The organism is Paenibacillus sp. NPDC056722 (assembly GCF_042790635.1).
GTDB lineage: Bacteria > Bacillota > Bacilli > Paenibacillales > Paenibacillaceae > Paenibacillus_AQ > Paenibacillus_AQ agri.
Genome location: NZ_JBHTYV010000004.1, coordinates 478841 through 497404, shown reverse-complemented (window position 1 = coordinate 497404; position 18564 = coordinate 478841). Strand labels below are relative to the sequence as shown.

At 47.9% G+C, this 18564-nt stretch carries 12 protein-coding genes; 9 read left to right on the top strand and 3 right to left on the bottom strand.

Annotated elements, in window-relative coordinates:
* Positions 1 to 35 precede the first annotated feature (35 nt).
* Positions 36 to 527, top strand: coding sequence for a DinB family protein (locus ACFRAM_RS13690; RefSeq protein WP_379466308.1), 492 nt, complete (start codon positions 36 to 38; stop codon positions 525 to 527).
* 42 nt (positions 528 to 569) lie between these two features.
* Here ACFRAM_RS13690 and ACFRAM_RS13685 read toward each other — a convergent pair whose 3' ends face one another.
* Positions 570 to 2258 carry an ABC transporter substrate-binding protein gene (locus ACFRAM_RS13685; RefSeq protein ID WP_379466307.1) on the bottom strand — a complete coding sequence of 563 codons (1689 nt, stop codon included), beginning with the start codon at positions 2256 to 2258 and terminating at the stop codon, positions 570 to 572.
* 113 nt (positions 2259 to 2371) lie between these two features.
* Between ACFRAM_RS13685 and ACFRAM_RS13680 the strand changes: the two genes are divergently transcribed.
* The 5 genes from ACFRAM_RS13680 (at position 2372) to ACFRAM_RS13660 (ending at position 11336) form a co-directional block, all read left to right on the top strand.
* A complete protein-coding gene (locus ACFRAM_RS13680) occupies positions 2372 to 3886 on the top strand; it encodes a DUF4153 domain-containing protein (RefSeq protein WP_379466306.1) in 1515 nt (504 codons plus the stop codon).
* Positions 3887 to 3961: 75 nt separating this feature from the next.
* Positions 3962 to 4660: a Crp/Fnr family transcriptional regulator gene (locus ACFRAM_RS13675; protein ID WP_379466305.1), complete on the top strand. Its 699-nt coding sequence runs from the start codon at positions 3962 to 3964 to the stop codon at positions 4658 to 4660.
* A gap of 575 nt (positions 4661 to 5235) precedes the next feature.
* Complete coding sequence (locus ACFRAM_RS13670) at positions 5236 to 9228, top strand: discoidin domain-containing protein (protein ID WP_379466304.1); 3993 nt, start codon at positions 5236 to 5238, stop codon at positions 9226 to 9228.
* Positions 9229 to 9416: 188 nt separating this feature from the next.
* Entirely contained in the window at positions 9417 to 10337 is a 921-nt protein-coding gene (gene cysK / locus ACFRAM_RS13665) for a cysteine synthase A (protein WP_379466303.1), read from the top strand.
* A gap of 24 nt (positions 10338 to 10361) precedes the next feature.
* The gene (locus ACFRAM_RS13660) at positions 10362 to 11336 is read left to right on the top strand and encodes a hypothetical protein (RefSeq protein ID WP_379466302.1); all 975 of its coding nucleotides are present in this window, start codon (positions 10362 to 10364) and stop codon (positions 11334 to 11336) included.
* Positions 11337 to 11522: 186 nt separating this feature from the next.
* Here ACFRAM_RS13660 and ACFRAM_RS13655 read toward each other — a convergent pair whose 3' ends face one another.
* Both ACFRAM_RS13655 and ACFRAM_RS13650 read right to left on the bottom strand, forming a co-directional pair.
* Positions 11523 to 12110: a sugar O-acetyltransferase gene (locus tag ACFRAM_RS13655; protein WP_379466301.1), complete on the bottom strand. Its 588-nt coding sequence runs from the start codon at positions 12108 to 12110 to the stop codon at positions 11523 to 11525.
* A 248-nt stretch (positions 12111 to 12358) separates the two neighbouring features.
* Complete coding sequence (locus ACFRAM_RS13650; protein WP_379466300.1) at positions 12359 to 14107, bottom strand: glycoside hydrolase family 2 protein; 1749 nt, start codon at positions 14105 to 14107, stop codon at positions 12359 to 12361.
* A 189-nt stretch (positions 14108 to 14296) separates the two neighbouring features.
* On the opposite strand from ACFRAM_RS13650, the gene ACFRAM_RS13645 reads away from it, so the two are divergent.
* The 3 genes from ACFRAM_RS13645 (at position 14297) to ACFRAM_RS13635 (ending at position 17850) form a co-directional block, all read left to right on the top strand.
* Positions 14297 to 15199: an ArsR/SmtB family transcription factor gene (locus tag ACFRAM_RS13645; RefSeq protein ID WP_379466299.1), complete on the top strand. Its 903-nt coding sequence runs from the start codon at positions 14297 to 14299 to the stop codon at positions 15197 to 15199.
* Positions 15200 to 15347: 148 nt separating this feature from the next.
* A complete protein-coding gene (locus ACFRAM_RS13640; protein ID WP_246317488.1) occupies positions 15348 to 16307 on the top strand; it encodes an ROK family protein in 960 nt (319 codons plus the stop codon).
* Positions 16308 to 16749: 442 nt separating this feature from the next.
* Positions 16750 to 17850 carry a DUF1648 domain-containing protein gene (locus tag ACFRAM_RS13635; protein WP_379466298.1) on the top strand — a complete coding sequence of 367 codons (1101 nt, stop codon included), beginning with the start codon at positions 16750 to 16752 and terminating at the stop codon, positions 17848 to 17850.
* Positions 17851 to 18564: the final 714 nt, after the last annotated feature.

Below are 18564 nucleotides of genomic sequence, written 5' to 3'. Positions count from 1 at the left end.
ATACTCAGAATATTACTATCACGGAGGCGTATAATTTGGAGACTTTATTTCGTTATAACTGGATGGTTCGCGAGCAGTGGTACCGCTGGTGTGAGGATGTGCCGGAGGAAGAGCTTCTCAAAGTACGGACAGGCGGAGTAGGAAGCATTCTGAAGACGCTATTCCATGTTGCTGATGTCGAGTGGAGCTGGATTCAGTCCATTCAGGGCAAGCCGGATTTTCTGGAGGATTTCAATTTGTATCAAAGCCTGGCACAGGTGAGGGCGCTGGATGCACGTTTCCGGCACGATGTAGAGGGATTCGTATTAGGTTGGCGGGAAGAGCTGGAACGGAAAATGTTTGCTGATCTGCTGCCGGATGGGCGGGTGCGCTCTCTGGCTTGGGGTGAGGTGCTCCGGCATGTGATTGCTCACGAGATTCATCATATGGGACAGCTATCCGTATGGGCCAGGGAGATCGGCAAGGCGCCGGTGTCGGCTAACCTGATAGAAAAAGGGTTGGTATTTAGTCTGCCTGGCAGGGAATAGACCGCTATATTTAACCATTGAAGAAGCCTGGTAACTGTGAAGTTACCGGGCTTTCAAGTCTTCCGGAGGAAACCAGATATGACGCAGATCGACCCAGCCTTGGCTGTTGAAGGTGACGCCGCGAACCGAAGGGAGGTAGGCGGTTTGGGTCGGTTTTTCATATAAAATATGCAGATGATGCTCGTCCGTCAGACGCTTCTCAATCCGCTGAAAGATCTCGGCTCTGACGTGCGGATCGGGTTCGCGGGAGATTCTGTGAAGCATACCTTCGATATCGCCTCGCGTGTGTGCGTCCAGATGACGCGACAAGGTCTGGTAAAGGTCGAACAGCCGCAGCTGTTCATCCTGATCGCGGAATAGGGAGAAGACAATGAGATCTGATTCCAGGCGGATCGACCCTTTGAATTCCTCCGGGGAGACGGTGACGACCCTGCAGGAATAGCCGGCTGCAGTCAGTTTGAGTGCAATATCCTCTGCATCGCCCCCATATTGGGGGATAGTAGCAATCTGCAGTGGGCCCACGTGGGGGGCGGAAACTTCCGGGATATTGCCAGCTGCTGCCCCTTGCAAACAGGAGATCAGATGACCACGGACCAATGGATCGCTCAGCGGTCCTTTTTTGTGTGTATTGCAGGTCACAAATTTGCGCGTGGAGGACTCGGAGTGCATGCGGCTCCAGCTGGAAGACTCGGGGGCGGATGGGTTCTGGATTACATGGAACGCAGCACCGGAATCGGCAGAGGATGCATCAATCTCCCAAGGCACATAGATGATCTCTACACGATCCAGGTGGGCCCGTCCCTGAAAATAATACGGGAACACTTCCAGCACACATAGATGCTCATGCATCTCAGTGACCTTAAACGGTCCTGTCCCGGCAGGCTGACGTCCCAGATCTGTACCACGCGCGCCTTCCCAGTCCCGGGGCACAATTGCCGCACGGCTGGTGCAGAGGAAGGGCAGGAAGAGCTCGTTGGGCTTCTTGAGCTGTATCTGAACAGTCGTCGGACTAAGGGCGGTAACCGCCTGGATTTCTTTGAAAATATAACTGTAGAGCGTTCGCTGTGAAGTTTGCATCAGCCGCTCAAAGGAATAGACGACATCCTCGGCACCCAGCACCTTGCCGTGATGGAACAGGACCTCTTTACGCAGAAAGAAAGTCCATGTCGTCCGGCTCTCATCGGCCTCCCAGGCATGGGCAAGCCCCGGTCCGATCACGTTCTGTTCCCCGCTCTGACGCAGCAGACCATCAAATACATGGCTGGACACAAAAGACTCTGCCAGCAAATTCATATACAGCGGATCAAAGGTATGCAGTTGTTGTGTGACAGGCAGCCGCAAAGTATCAATCTGCTTGTCGCTGCGCATCTCGGAATGATGGCCGAAATAGGCGAGCAGCCAGCCCTGAAGGGTGTCCTGAAGCGACGAGGACCGGGCGTGATCCCGAATACCCTCGATGGAACTGAGGATATCCTTGCGGCTGATCGCCTGCTTCATCGATTGCAGGGCAATCTCCTCGGAAGGCAGCAGAAAGCGCAGCGTGGAGCGCCGCCCCCGTCCGCGGCTGGATGTCCAGACGATCCAGCTCTGCTGGACCATTTTATTTACAACATGCAGGGCGTTACGGTGGGTGCAGCCCAAGGTTTGTGCCAGCTCGTCCAGGGTGACGGTTACTTCGGCGGCGCTCCCATAGCGGGAATGCAGCTTCAAATATTGGCTATGCAGCTTCACGAGAGAGGGTCCTCCTTTGAAAATAAGAAATAATAATTTCGATTTTTCTATTTATCTTCTTATTTTAACATTTAAAATAAGGATTAGATAGTAATAAACTGGAGGTATTTACCATGTCTGAAAACGAAGTAAGGCGGATCCGCCCTCTTGTCGTATTGGGTGCTGCATTTTTGCTGGCTATCATTCACCAGTATCTGTTCTTTGGCGCACAACCCGGCATATCTTATCCGATCTTTGTGACCTTGTTTTACGTCTTTATACTGTACTATGCCCGGGAGCAAAGGCGTCCGTTCTCATGGTTCAGCTACTTATGGCTTGCTGCCATCGGTTTGCTCTCGCTAACGTATGTGTTGTTTCAGGATATGTTCTTCTTCGGCTTCAATTTGCTGGTTATCCCGATTCTGATTCTTTTACATATGACGTATATGCTGGGAGCAGACAGACTCTCCTGGGGCGAGGGAAAGCTGATTGTCAAGACGCTGGAACATTTTCTCCCGCAGAACTTTCGGCATTGGGCTACAGCCTTTGCCCAGTTGCGCAGCAAACAGGGTGGCAAAATCAAGGATGAGCGTAAGCAGGTTCTGATTAAGGTGTTGATTGGTTTGACCATTTCATGTCCGATCCTGCTGGTTGTAGTCTCGCTGCTTTCCTCTGCAGATGGCGTTTTCCTTCATCTGGTGCAGGAGTTTCCCAATATTTTAGGTAACTTGTCTCTGGGCGAGGGTTTTGTACGGGTGATGTGGGTACTGTTGTTCGGACTTGGCTTTTTCGGCTTTGTCTGGGGCTTTGTTGATCCCAAGGATTACAGCTGGAATGCCCGGAATCCTGCACTAAAGCAGCTAAATATGGAGACACCGGAACTACCGGTGTTCAGAATCGATCCTGTGATCATGGCGACGATTCTCATTTCGATTAATATGGTTTACGTGCTGTTTGTGTTCGTGCAGTTCTCCTATTTGTTCGGTGCGTGGGAGGGAATCCTGCCAACGGGCAGCACGTATGCTGACTATGCACGGAGCGGTTTTTTCGAGTTAGTGATGGTGACAGGAATCAATTTCATCCTGCTTATGTTATGCCTTCTGCCTTCAGGTGAAGGACAAGGTCTGCTGAGAAGAATCACCCCTGTCCTGCTATACATCCTGGTAGCTTGTTCTGGTGTTATGCTGTATTCCGCCTTTACCCGGCTGTCGTTATATGAGGAAGCATACGGATATACCTACACGCGTTTTCTGGTGCATGCGTTTATGATTTTCCTGGGTCTTCTGCTTGGCCTGGCAGCGCTGCGGATTGGAAGCAAGAAGATTTCTCTGGCCAAATGTTATATCGTGCTTGGTCTGGTGTCGTACGTCGTGATGAACTATATCTGCCTGGACGTAATCGTCGCGAACAAGAATATTGAACGGTATGTCACTAGTGGTAAACTGGATGCCGATTATTTGTTTACATTATCGCCGCAAGCGATTCCGACTCTAATTGATTTCAGCCGTAGTCAGAATGGGATTCTGGACAATGGTTTGCGCAGGGAATGGGAAGTCAGCCAGAAGAGTGAAAAATGGCAGTCGTTTAATGTATCACGCTACAGGGCAGAACATGAACTGAAAGAGTATTTTAAGGCAGAGACGAAATAAATCGCAAAAAAAGGACATATGTCCTTTTTTTGCGGGGCATTCTACATTACACTGAAGCATCGGAGGGATTGGCGAATGCAAATGATATATGACCGGGAGGCTGTTCGCCATCTGGCGGAAAAAAACGGTCTTGACGAAATTTTTGGCAATCCCATGATCGAGTCTATGGAGCTGCGATTGTACGGGAACGGCGAGGCAGTCTGCTCGGTTGGAGATAAGCTGAAATATCTGTTCATCCTGGTCCAGGGTAACCTTAAGATTCACACACTGCTGCCCAACGGGAAGTCAATGCTGGTACGTTTTGCGCGGCCGATGTCGATTATCGGGGATGTAGAGCTGCTGCGGGAGTATCCCGTGAAGAACCAGGTAGAATCGGTGGGAGACAGCTTGATCCTGCTTGCCAGCCGAAGACGGCTGCTGAAGGAAATGGAGCATAATGCGGTGCTGCTGCGTTTTCTATACGGAGAACTGAGCCACAAGCTCTATACGCTGGGACAGACTTCTGCGCTGAATCTCTTGTATCCGGTCGAGAACCGGTTCGCGAGCTATCTGCTGTCTCTGCTCACGGACAGTGAGGGGATACGATACGTAGATGAGATTCGCACCTCCACGTTGACAGAAACAGCGGAGCTGCTCGGTACCAGCTACCGGCATCTGAACCGGATTGTTCGTAAATTTATTGAACAGGGCATCATCGAACGTAAGCATGGCCGCCTAAGCATTCTGGATGAAGGAAAGTTATCTGAGCTGGCGAGCGGCAGTCTGTACGAATAGAGTGGCACAAATGCTATCAGAGATCGCTTTAAATCAGGCTGCGGCCGGAAGAAGCGGTCTTTTTGCTTTTTCTACAGGAAAAGGGTCAGTCTTTTGGAATAAGACTATTGGCATATTTTACGAAATCGTAAGATACCACACACAAATCATAGAAATTGCCATCGACTGGAAGATTACTGTATCTTATATTATTACCATTATTAGTTAGTTTATAGTCATCCTCCGATGTTCGATCTTCTTATATTGCGTGTTGAGTTGCAGTTATGCATGTTTACGCAAGCAAGGGGATCGTTCTTTTTTATGCGAAGATGCTGCTATTCTGCGTCTAAGAGGATCACTATCGGCTTTCTACTAGTAAAGAATGCTGCTTCATAAGGGTTTCTCTACGATTTTAGTATCCTGGAGGAGGCGGTAGATGACTTAAAGATCAGTTTTGAAAGCGTATACGGAATGGGAGTTTGCAAGATTTAGAGTCTGGGCATCCAAGACGTGTTTCTTTTCGAAAAGGTGCGTGTAGTCCAGAGGGTTGCAGAGGGTTCAAGCTTCACCATAAAAAATATGGAGGTTGGCTGTTCATGATAACAGGTCGCAAAGCTTCAACGGGAAGGTCAGTCCTGATGTACTGCCTGATTGCTGCATTATTTGTAGGCCAGTTAGCCTTTTTCCCATCTGTGAGTTCAGCAGCCGGAAATTTGGCCCAAGGTAAGACGATTACAGCTAGCTCTGTTGGTGATGTATATGTGGCTTCCAACGCCAATGATAGTAACCAGGGAACGTATTGGGAGAGCAGCAGCAATGCTTTTCCACAGTGGCTTAAAGTGGATCTGGGTGAAGCAAGCAATGTCAATCAGGTCGTGCTGAAGCTGCCGTCCAATTGGGGGGCCAGAAATCAGACACTGTCTGTAGAGGGAAGCAGCAACGATTCCAGTTACAGCAATCTGGCATCTTCCAGCAGCTATGCTTTTAATCCATCCAATGGAAATACGGTAACCATCAATTTTGCAGCAGCAAGCGTAAGATATGTGCGACTGAATATTACTGCGAATACAGGCTGGCCAGCCGCACAAATCTCCGAGTTTGAAGTCTACGGTACGACCGCAACACCTTCTGGAGCGTATGAAGCCGAAGCGGCTGCGCTGTCCGGTGGTGCGAAGGTGAACACCGATCACACTGGCTACACTGGATCAGGATTTGTAGATGGATACCTGACGCAAGGTGCCACCACTACCTTCACAGTGAACGTTCCTACAGCCGGCAGCTATGACGCATCGCTGCGTTATGCCAATGCTAGCGGAGGTACCAAGACCATCAGCGTGTACGTCAACGGGACAAAGGTGAAGCAGACTTCTTTGCCGAATCTGGCCAACTGGGACACTTGGTCCACCAAGGTAGAGACACTGGCCTTGAATGCCGGAACTAACACGATTGCGTATAAGTATGATGCCGGGGACACTGGCAATGTAAATCTGGACAACCTTAATCTCACACCGGGCGTGGCGCCGACAGTAGCACCAACACCGTCCCCAACTGTAGCGCCAACACCATCACCGACAGTAGCGCCAACACCATCACCGACAGTAGCGCCAACACCATCGCCGACAGTAGCGCCAACACCATCGCCGACAGTAGCACCAACACCGTCTCCGACAGTAGCGCCAACGCCATCACCAACTGTAGCGCCAACGCCGTCTCCGACAGTAGCGCCAACACCGTCGCCGACAGTGGCACCAACACCGTCGCCGACCGTAACACCAACACCGACGACCGGACCAGGGTCCAACCTGGCGTTGAACAAACCGGTCACCGCTTCCTCTTCTGTATTTACCTTCGTAGCTACCAATGCCAATGACGGGGATTTGAATACTTACTGGGAAGGTGCAGGCGGAAGCTATCCAAATACGCTTAGTGTGAATTTGGGCGCGAATGCTAACCTTAGCTCCGTTGTATTGAAATTGAATCCATCTTCGGCCTGGTCTACGCGCACACAAACGATTCAGGTTCTTGGGCGGGACCAGAACGGAACTACGTTCTCCAGTCTTGTACCGGCAACCGTCTATACTTTTAATCCGGCCACTGGCAATTCAGTGACCATACCGGTCAATGCTACTGCCAGCGAAGTTCAACTCAGAATTACGACAAATTCCGGTTCCAGTGCTGGTCAAATTGCTGAATTCCAAATCTTCGGCACGCCAGCTCCTAATCCGGATTTGACGATTACCGGGATATCCTGGTCTCCGGCAGCACCGATAGAGACGAATGCCATCACACTTAATGCTATTGTGAAAAATATCGGTACGGCTGCGTCTGGAGCCACGAATGTTAACTTCTACCTCGGTACGACGCTTGTCGGTACTGCCCCGGTTGGAGCCATTGCTGCAGGAGCTTCCACCAATGTCTCTGTGAACATCGGAGCCAAGGATGCAGCAGCTTATGCAGTAACTGCCAAGGTGGATGAGAATAACAGCATTATTGAGCTGGACAAATCCAACAACAGCTACACTAATCCGTCCCCGTTGACAGTTGCGGCAGTATCCAGCTCCGACCTGATTGCGGATTCCGTCAGCTGGTCGCCGAGCAACCCATCGCCAGGCAGCACGGTAAACTTCACGATTGCGATCAAGAACCAAGGCACGGCGGCTTCTGCATCAGGGGCTCATGCTGTTACTCTGACAATTACCGATGCCACAACCAATGCAGTAGTGAAGACGCTGAGCGGTTCTTACAATGGCGTAATTGCCAGCGGACAAACGACAGCTCCAATCAGTCTTGGTTCTTGGACAGCCGGCAACGGCAAGTACAACATCAAGAGCGAGATTGCTGTCGATGCCAATGAGCTTCCTGTAAAACAGGGCAACAACATCCAGAATCAATCTCTCTTCGTAGGACGCGGGGCTAATATGCCTTACGACATGTACGAAGCTGAGGATGCTGTTGTTGGCGGCGGTGCCGTTAAGCTTGCACCGAACCGCAACGTCGGCGATCTTGCCGGTGAAGCTTCCGGCCGCAGAGCGGTAACCCTGAATACCACAGGCAGCTACGTGGAATTCACCACCAAAGCCAGCACGAACACGCTGGTGACCCGTTTCTCCATTCCGGATTCCCCGAGTGGTGGAGGAACAGATGCTACACTTAACATTTATGTAAACGGTGTCTTCACCAAGGCGATCAATCTGACTTCCAAGTATGCCTGGTTGTACGGCTCGGAGACTAACCCGGGCAACACGCCAAGCGCAGGTTCACCGCGTCATATCTATGACGAAGCCAATATCATGTTCGACAGCACCATCCCGGCGGGAAGCAAGATTCGCCTGCAAAAGGATGCTGCCAATACGTCACAATATGCCATCGACTTTATCAACCTGGAGCAAGTGTCGCCAATTCCAAATCCTGACCCGGCCAAATATGTAGTGCCTACCGGATTTACTCATCAGGATGTGCAGAACGCACTGGATAAATTCCGCATGGATACTACCGGCAACCTCGTCGGTGTCTACCTGCCTGCCGGTACGTATGAGACTTCTAACAAGTTCCAGGTATACGGCAAGCCTGTAAAAATCATTGGCGCAGGACCATGGTATACACGTTTCGTGGCCCCAGCCAACCAGAGCAATACAGATATCGGATTTAGAGCTACCGATACGGCGAACGGCTCTACTTTTGCCAATTTCGCTTACTTCGGTAACTATACTTCCCGTATCGACGGTCCGGGTAAAGTCTTTGATTTCTCTAATGTGGCCAACATTACCATCGACAACATCTGGACCGAGCATCAGGTCTGCATGTACTGGGGTGCTAATACGGACTACATGGTCATCAAGAATTCCCGTATCCGTAACACTTTTGCCGACGGAATCAATATGACAAATGGTAGTACGAACAACCTGGTCTCCAACATTGAAGCACGCGCCACCGGGGATGACAGCTTCGCCTTGTTCTCGGCCATCGATGCGGGCGGATCTGATATGAAGGACAATGTGTATGAGAATCTGACTTCACTCCTGACCTGGCGTGCAGCTGGACTTGCGGTGTACGGCGGTTATGCCAATACGTTCCGCAACATCTACATCGCTGATACGCTGGTATACTCCGGAGTTACGATCAGTTCGCTTGACTTTGGTTATCCGATGAATGGTTTCGGAGCTTCTCCAACCACGAATTTCCAGAACATTACGATTGAGCGGGCGGGCGGACATTTCTGGGGCGCACAGACCTTCCCGGCTATCTGGGTATTCTCGGCCTCCAAGGTGTTCCAGGGAATCCGGGTCAGCGATGTAGATATCATTGATCCAACATACCACGGCATTATGTTCCAGACGAACTATGTCGGCAATACACCGCAGTTCCCGGTAAAAGACACCATCTTCAATAACATCACGATCTCCGGTGCGAAAAAGAGCGGTGACGCGTTTGACGCAAAATCCGGCGTTGGTATCTGGGTGAATGAATCCGCTGAGCCGGGTCAAGGTCCGGCAGTTGGTTCAGTGACCTTCAACAACCTGAAGATTACGAATACCGTAACACCAATCAAGAACAACACCTCGACATTCACCATTAATGTAAATCCGTAAAGGTTCATGATTTGACCGGTTAAGCAGCCGGTTGCAACAAGCCGTCTTCCGCTTTTACAGGGGAGCGGCTTTTTGTCGTGAGGCCATTTCGTAGATGTTTTTGGATTCGACAGTAGCCTTATTCACAGTTACAATGTAGGAATAGCATGTTTAGGAAAAGAAATGAAATGGAATGAGGAGGCTGCACCATGTCCCCAAAAATAGTCAATAATATCACCGAACTGATCGGAGATACGCCGGTTGTGCGTCTGAACCGTCTTACCGGTCCCGGGGATGCGGAAGTTTATGTCAAGCTGGAAATGTACAATCCCAGCGGAAGTGTCAAGGACCGGGCCGCATACAATCTGATTCTGCAGGCGGAGCAAGAAGGGCTGCTGAAGCCTGGCGGCACAATTATTGAGCCGACCAGCGGAAATACAGGCATTGGGCTCGCTATGAATGCAGCCGCGAAGGGCTATAAGGCCATTCTGATTATGCCGGACAACATGACCAAGGAACGTATTAATATTCTAAAAGCCTACGGTGCTGATGTTGTGCTGACTCCCGCTGCGGATCGTATGCCGGGTGCCATCGCTAAAGCGTTGGAGCTTGGCCGAAGTATAGAGAACAGCTTCATCCCACAGCAATTTGAGAATAAGGCTAATCCCGATATTCACCGGATCACAACAGCGCCGGAAATTCTGGAGCAGATGGAAGGGCGACTGGATGTGTTCGTAGCTACTTCAGGTACAGGCGGAACGATCACCGGTACTGGGGAAGTGCTGCGCCGGGAACTCCCGGATATCCGTATTCTTGTGGTGGAACCACAGGGCTCTCCGGTATTGTCGGGCGGAACCCCGGGTCCGCATAAGCTAGTGGGCACCAGTCCTGGCTTTGTTCCTGCGATTCTCAACACTGAGGTGTACGATGAAATTGTGCAGGTGGCGGATGAAGATGCTCTGGATATCGTAAGATCACTGGCGGCACAAGAAGGTATTCTAATCGGACCGTCCGGCGGCGCGGCAGTATGGACTGCTCTGCGGGAGGCACGGCGGCTCGGCCCAGGCAAGCGGGTGCTGTGTATTGCTCCGGATACCGGTGAGCGTTACTTGAGCATGGGGATTTTCTAATCCACTAACGGCGGAGGTACAGGAATGAAAAAATATGCGGGGATGACCGTTACTGCTGTGCTGGCAGTGATGCTGGCAGGATGTTCGGTTGTGAATCATACAGGGAGCGCTCAGACCGGTGGGAACGCTGCTCCGCAAGCGTCTTCGAGTCCAGCCGCTGCAGAGACAGCTTCGCCGGAGCCTGTGGCAGAGGCTTCCCCGACTGCGGAGAACGCCGAAGCGGCAGAGGTTCTGGACACTGGGAAGTTGTCCGAGAATTTCGGATTTGCCGATGCGGAGGGGAAGCAGATTCTGGTTACCGCACAGGAAGAGGGACAGGACAACGCGCTATCACTGCTGGATCGGGCTATCGGCAACAACGGACAAGTGCTGACCGTGAAGTTCGTGAAATGGCAGCCCGGCAGTGAGGAGGGGACAGGACGGGAGATGGCGCACAACTTTGCGCATTTGCCAGGATACCTGTTCACAGTCGAAGAAGGAAGCGCCGTCCCCGATGCCACCTATTATTTGACCACGGAAGTAGATTTCAACGCTAAGTCTCTACTAGACGTTAAGCCAGCCAATGAAGATTTGGCGCACCCTCCGGTAGTGGGTGAAGACGTGCGGAAGGCGATTGCTTCGGTCAAGAAGCGGGAGATTCAGAGCATCGGGAAGATTGCCGATCTGTCCCCGGACCGCGAGCTATATGTTGTCCAGTTTGTGCGGCAGGATAAAGATATGCTGTTCAGTCTTGTGTTGAAAGAAGGAGAATCCCTTGCCTTTATGGACTATCCCGCGGTTGTTCAGGATGACGATTACTCCGTATGGCGGGTGGATGATGGTGGAGAGGTATCTCCCGGCATGTTCTCGGTACTGTTTGCCGCCCAAAAAGCGGACGGTGTCCTGCTCGGGATCAACTGGTGGGGCGCAGAAGGGGTTAATACTTTTTTCCTGAATCAGCATGAAGCGACGTTTAAGGAACTGGACATTCAATATGGGCGTTATACCTCTCCTTTATAGAAGTGCTCAGAACGTTAAATAATCCGCCAAACCAAGTGCACAGGATCGAACAGAACTCGTCTAAAAATAATAAGCTCCCCTAACAGCAGGCAGGTTTAAATAATAACCGTAGCTGAGGGGAGCTTTTTTATGATCCTATGTTTGGAACTCTAGCATGTGTTAGCGGATATGTATGGTTAACAGGCTTTAGCTTTTCCAATATTTTTTCTTATCTTCTTCAGTGATGGCTCTAATCACTTTGCATGGATTCCCTGCAGCAATCACTCCGGATGGGATATCGCGGTTGATCACACTGCCTGCTCCGATAACGCTATTATCCCCAATGGTCACTCCTGGCAAAACAACGACATTACCACCAAACCACACATTGTTGCCAACGGTAATCGGGTAGGCGTATTCCAAGCCTTGGTTACGTTGTTCAACATCCAATGGATGACCAGCGGTGTAAAAGCCACAGTTTGGAGCAATAAATACATTATCTCCAAACGTTACTTTGGCACAATCTAAAATAACGCAATTATGATTAGCGTAGAAATTTTCACCAAGCTCGATATTATATCCGTAATCACACCAGAACGGCTGCTCAATGTGGAAGTTCTTGCCGGCTTTCCCGACCAATTGTTTAATTACTGCTTTACGTTCATTTATGCTAGAGGGACGTAATTGATTGTAATCGTGACAGAGATCCTTAGCATATGTTCTTTCTCTAATAAGTAAGGGATCATTGTTGTTATCATATAGCAATCCTTTGCGTGCTTTCTCTTTTTCGTTCATGTTTATTTCCTCCCGCTTCCAAGATCAATCTATATGATGATACCTACAATTTCCCATACAAGCAAGTAAATAAGGCACTGCATTACCTACTCAAACTGCTTGTCTCTCAGATAATCTAAATACCGTACAGCCACCCTGATACTACAATAGATTCGAGGTGATTCCAATGTTATGTAACTGAGGGGTAACGTCATAGAAGCTGGAGAAAGCCATTAATGGACTTTCTCCAGCTTCTATTGTGACCGTTGCTATTCCTCTATTGCCGCTTTTTTCGTATTAATTGCGCGAATGATCTCAGGATCTAGTTTGGGTGTTCTGTCGTAAGTATATAAGCCGTTGACTTCCAGCTCCACATCATACAGCTGTGTGTAACAGAATCCAAACATGCTGGGGTTATCGAGCAATGTGGTAGTGAGGCCGTCGTAGCGAGCTATGAATTCTTCAAGACTCTGCGGGCGCTCCCCATAGCCCCAGGAGTCCTGATCCAGCTGACCAGGATTCCACCAGATCCCGCCGTATTCGCTGACGAAATAAGGCTGTCCTTCATACTTTTGGCGCTCGGGGAATGAGTTGAACACTTCGCCACCCTCGGCCATAGGGGCGTAACGGGCCCGGAATGATTCCGTATTCTGATCGTAGTCGTGCACATCAAATATATCAGTCACAACGTGGAAATTGCCGCTCGTATCGATTACCGGCCGAGTTGGATCGATCGCTTTCGTGGTTTCGTAAACAATTCGAAGTACCTCGTTATCCTGACGTGCGCCGTTACGGGAATCCCATGTCTCATTGAATGGACACCAGCCGATCACACTCGGGTGGTTAAAGTCGCGCTCAATCCCCTCAATCCATTCAGGCAGAAATTGCGATAGTCCTTGGGCAGTAGATATATTCAAACCCCAGTTAGCATGCTCGCCCCACACGAGATATCCTAGCTTATCGGCCCAATACAAGAATCGGGGCTCGAACATCTTCTCATGGAGTCTTGCACCATTAAACCCAAGCCCCAGCGATATTTCAATATCACGCTTCAAATCATCATCGGTTGGAGCCGTATATATACCTTCCGGATAGAAGCCTTGGTCGAGAACAAGTCGCTGAAAGACTGATTTTCCGTTAATTCGGACAGCCATACCATCAAGCTGGATGGTACGAAGGCCAAAATAGGAGACGGCTGAATCGATTATCGTGTCACCGCTGACTATTTTTAAATTCAAATCATACAAGTTGGGTGAACCCGCTTGCCAAAGATGAGTCTCGGATAAAGGAAGCGTCAACTTAGTAGAGGAACCACCACAGATCACAGATACAGCGCCAACTATTTTTTTCCCGAAGAAAGCCTCACAAGTAAATTGCAACCCGTTCACCGCGCCATTAAATTTGGCTTCCAAATGAATGCAAGCGTTCTCAGTGTCAGGCGTTATGCGGAAGGAAGAGATATAAGTATCGGGTACGGATTCGAGCCATACGGTCTGCCAAATTCCGGTTGTCCGCGTATATTCGCAACCATGGGAATGATAGGCGGTGGATTGTTTACCACAGGGCTGTAGACCGGACCTATTATCGTCCTGAGCATATACGGTGATGATATTATCACCTTGCTTCAAGGCATTTGTGATATCGAACGAGAATGACGAGTAACCCCCGCGGTGTGTTCCGACAAACTGCTCGTTAACCCAAACCTCGGTTTCGTAATCGACAGCCCCGAAATGAAGCAGCGTTTTACGGCCCAACCATGCTTCAGGTGTCGTGAAGCTCCGCTTGTACCAGACAGCATTCATAAAATCAGTGTGGCCTATACCGGATAGTTTGCTTTCAGGGCAGAAGGGTACAAGGATCGATTGCTTCAACTGGATATCATCCTTCTGTAAACCACGAGCCTTTCCGCTACACCCTTGATCCATCTCAAACTGCCATTCTCCATTTAAATTCATCCACTGTTCTCGAACAAACTGAGGTCTTGGATATTCCGGGCGTGGCAACTTATTTGCTGACATAATCATTCTCCTTTTAGTTAATTTAAAAGTTAATTGATTAACAAATAATGATGATTCTCCATCATAATAATGTCGCTATTTCTATCTGTCAAGTCATTATTCTCTCTGCAATCTGAAGGTGAAGTAGTTGATTGGTTAACATTTAGGTTATATAATTGATAAAAGACTTAGAAGAAGAGGAGCATCATCATGCAATCGATCGAAGTGAACAGCAGTAACTTGGCATTTCTGGAATGTTTATCGTCGGGTACCCGGATTAGAATCATTGAGTTATTGAATGACAGACCGATGAATATTGGAGAATTGGCTGAGGCCATCGACGTTTCTTCCGCCATTATTACGAAGCATATTCAGAAGATGGAGCGTGCGGGGATTATCTCATGCGAGACCAGTGTCGGTAAGCGGGGAATGCAGAAGTTGTGTTCGCTTCAGATGGATTCCATTAACCTTCAATTCAGAGTCACTAAGCCGCAACCTAAGAAAAGCTACACCGTCTCGATGCCTGTTGGCCAATATGCTGCCTTTGAGGTGAATCCGACATGCGGACTGGCCTCCGAGTTGAAAATGATCGGCATGGTCGACGATCCGCGCTATTTTGCCGATCCTGAGCATGTTCAGGCGAAGCATCTCTGGTTTGGTAGCGGGTGGATCGAGTATCGTATCCCCAATTTCCTGCTGAGTAATCAACTGCTCAAACGTTTGGAGATATCACTTGAGATATGTTCAGAAGCGCCGGGCTTTAACGAACAGTGGCCTTCAGATATTAGTTTTTTCATCAATGGAATCGATGTAGGAATGTGGACGTCACCGGGGGATTTTGGCAGCAAGCCTGGTATATTTACTCCCGACTGGTGGCATCATGGTACGCAGCATGGTCTACTTAAGACGCTGGTTGTAATGGAAGAGGGCACTTACATGGATGGTGTCCGGATATCTGATGTGACAACATCAATGCTCGGCATCAACTTTAGCAAAGAGGTAACGCTACGGATAGCTTCGCTGACAAGTGCAGAAAACTGCGGAGGAGTTACGTTATTTGGTAAAGGGTTTGGAAATTACGACCAGGATATAGAGGTCAATATGTATTATTGATTGTTTCAATGTCTATTCATTTATATTATGCTTAATTAAAACACTTTTGATAATAGCTATAAAAGAGGTGTGTAAAATTAGTCAGATCACGAACAATTCGATTCGCGTTAAAAAAATCAACCAGGAACTGATCAAGCAAGCTTTAAAAATGATGAAGCAAGGCACAAAGTCTATGATTGCAAGTGCTACAGGCTTAAGTGTTGCTACCTGCGGCAATATTTTAAATGAATTTCTTGAAACAGGTGAAGTGATTGAAACTGAAATGGAGCAGCCAAACGGGGGAAGACCAGCGAAGCGCTTCGTATATAATTCCAATTTTGCCTACATCGCTTGTATATATATTAACGCTGAAGGGGATCAACACTCATTAACTTATCGGGTAGCGAACTTATCGGGTGAGGAGATTGATGCTGGTCTTCATGCCGTGGAGCTGGCCGACGTTACTGTTATTGAGCATGTAATCGAATCGCTGATCACCAAGCATCCCGAGATTAAGGCCCTTGGTATTGGGATTCCAGGTCTTGTTCATCAAGGGGTCATTAACGTTTGTGACATTGCAGAGTTAATTGATGTACCTTTAGAATCACGTTTAAAAGAGAAATATGAGATCGAGGTTACCGTTGACAATGATATGAACCTGACGGTTTATGGCTTTTATAAAAAGCAGGATTATGAAGAGGACAAAACCATTGTAGTGGTGACCTTCCCGCGGAATAACTTTCCCGGATCAGGCATGATGATTGACGGATATATTCATCGCGGAACAACCCAGTTTGCGGGGGAGGTATCCTTTCTGCCCTTTGGGATCTCACGTCAAGAGCAGTTTGCCAGGCTGCACCAGCAAGATACATTTGAGTCTTTGGCAGCCACGACGATTATGTCGCTCATTGCAGTTATTAACCCCGAGACGATAGCACTAACTGGAGAACTGGCGAAAGAAGAGCATATTAAGGGAATCTATCAGCTCTGCTCGGGCGTCATTCCTGATGAGCATATGCCACAAATTATCGTGTTAGATCATCCGCATGACCACTACATGAATGGATTAATTGCTGTCACGCTGGAAAGCTTGAGCTATAATCTGCAGTTGGTTGAGAGACGACGGTAGGGTTTTTGAAGAGGATAGTTATTGGATTAAACGCCTGAGAAGGCGTTTTTTGTTGTATATATGCATATCAGTAATACGTTTTTTGAATTAAAACACAAGTTAAAGAGTATTTCTCGTATTAATCTCTCTTTGTTACAATCAGGTAGTTATCTAAAGGAGGTTATACAATCGCAGTAATCCGCGCCATTGCAGATACGAGGCGAGCATTTCGCCCAATTTTGCTACTGCTGGTTATCCCACCCTTCATCCGAAATCCTGTCCTTTACCTACACAGAATTTAAAACAGATGTACTTGCCATAATTCAGTTGTCAGATGAGTAGCTCTGCGTATCAAAAAATATGGATAAATTGTTAATTCCACCCTTATAGTCACTAAAATCGATTATAATTAAATTTATGTTCAATTCGAATACACACTTATGTATAAGAGGAGGCGAATGATATGACGATAATGCCTGTTATAATAATGATCTTTGTATTTGTACCTACCATTGTACTCATGGTAAGCATGCCTTATTTAACAAGAGAGACGATTAGTTTTGGGGTCACCGTCAGCGCTGTACAATTCCACAGTGAGCCTCTGCGCCAGATGCGGAAGTCATATGCTAGGATTAGTGCCACCTTGCATACCATGCTATTCATTGTTTGTATCATCTGCCTAATATACGGTGATGAACATTCCAAGCAACAAAGTTGGATCATTGTCACTTATTCTCTCGCCATGGTCGTAATCTCCCTGGTCATAAACATTAGCTATTATTTCAAAATGAAAAGTTTACTACCTATGCTGCCGATTGCTCAGGAATCATCAATCATGGCAGTGGACACTGGTTTTGGAAAAAGAAACATTGGCTTGTCTAATAATTGGTTCCTCATTCATGTTTTAATTATTGTTGTCAGTATTGTAACTGTACTACTCAACTACGATAAGATTCCTGATCAGATTCCGATCCATTACAACAGCAGTTGGAACGTTGACCGCTATGCAGATAAATCTTATGGTTTTGTGTTTATGGCTACGATAATACAAGTGTTCATAACACTTTTGTTCATATTTGAGAATTGGAGTATTCGCAGAGTGAAGCAGCAGGTTCATCCCACTGATCCGAACCGCTCCATTAGACAAAACGTAACTTTCCGCCGTACTTGGTCATATTTTATGATTACAGCAAGCTTCTTATTAGTGATCCTATTTTCCGTCGTGCAGCTAAACATGATATCTCTGCTTAACATCAATTTCGCTATCCCCATTATCCTGTTCATAATAGCCTTTATCATACTATACGCCTTCGCCTTATCGTTCTGGGCTGGTCAGGGCGGAAGCCGCTTGGAGCGATCTGCCGATTACTCCAATATCAGACCTGTCCATGATGATGATAAATGGCTGTTAGGTATTATTTATTTCAATCGTAAGGATCCAAAACTAATCGTCGAGAAAAGGTTCGGAGTCGGCTGGGGATTGAATTTCGGTCACCCAGTAAGCTGGCTGATTTTGCTCGGTATTATTGTACTGTTAGTTGCGGTAACAAGGCTTAGAGGTTAGTACACTCCGGAGTATTTTAGCTTTCAACAAATAAATATTTGGCTTCCAAATTAGACAATCAGATTCTGAATATAGCCTTTCATTTTTTTCTTAGCTCGTTGAATTCTTTTTGTAACAGCAGCAACAGTATCATTAAAGCATCAGCAATCTCCCTGCTCGTATAACCACAAATCACATTCAATATTAAATACTGTCGCTCTACAATAGATAACTTATATAGAAATTCCTGCAATTCATCGTGGAATATATCAACGGATAGACTGACAGTGATATTCATAATGTCGTACCCTATATAAGTACCACCCTAGGTGCCTATCGTTACTGCAATCTCCTTCAATGCGGAATCTAGCTTCTCTTGTTTGCCTTTCTTTTATACATATTGACTGTGTATGCGGGAAACAAGCTCGCACAGTTGCCATCACAGCTCGGGCAAAGAAATGGGGGATAAAAAAAGTTGGGAAAAGAACGAGGTCAAAAATCCGGACAGGATAAAGAAAAAGAACTATGTCAATAAAATGGGTTCTTAACCACCTGAACCAGGGCGGCAAGCCTGTCGATGGACTTACGAAAATCGGTATTTCCGGTGAGTGATAGTGCGTAATGCTCAGAGTCCATTCCTGCTGGCATTGTTCACATGTGCAAAAATAATAACGGCTGCCCACTGACAGCCGTTTCTAGTATAGTTTCCGTTAATCCGATTAAAAATGTATCATC

Coding starts and splice junctions, on each gene's coding strand:
- ACFRAM_RS13680 (WP_379466306.1), top strand. CDS start 2,372: ATGTCTGAAAACGAAGTAAGGCGGATCCGCCCTCTTGTCGTATTGGGT.
- ACFRAM_RS13675 (WP_379466305.1), top strand. CDS start 3,962: ATGCAAATGATATATGACCGGGAGGCTGTTCGCCATCTGGCGGAAAAA.
- ACFRAM_RS13670 (WP_379466304.1), top strand. CDS start 5,236: ATGATAACAGGTCGCAAAGCTTCAACGGGAAGGTCAGTCCTGATGTAC.
- cysK (WP_379466303.1), top strand. CDS start 9,417: ATGTCCCCAAAAATAGTCAATAATATCACCGAACTGATCGGAGATACG.
- ACFRAM_RS13660 (WP_379466302.1), top strand. CDS start 10,362: ATGAAAAAATATGCGGGGATGACCGTTACTGCTGTGCTGGCAGTGATG.
- ACFRAM_RS13655 (WP_379466301.1), bottom strand. CDS start 12,110: ATGAACGAAAAAGAGAAAGCACGCAAAGGATTGCTATATGATAACAAC.
- ACFRAM_RS13650 (WP_379466300.1), bottom strand. CDS start 14,107: ATGTCAGCAAATAAGTTGCCACGCCCGGAATATCCAAGACCTCAGTTT.
- ACFRAM_RS13645 (WP_379466299.1), top strand. CDS start 14,297: ATGCAATCGATCGAAGTGAACAGCAGTAACTTGGCATTTCTGGAATGT.
- ACFRAM_RS13640 (WP_246317488.1), top strand. CDS start 15,348: ATGATGAAGCAAGGCACAAAGTCTATGATTGCAAGTGCTACAGGCTTA.
- ACFRAM_RS13635 (WP_379466298.1), top strand. CDS start 16,750: ATGACGATAATGCCTGTTATAATAATGATCTTTGTATTTGTACCTACC.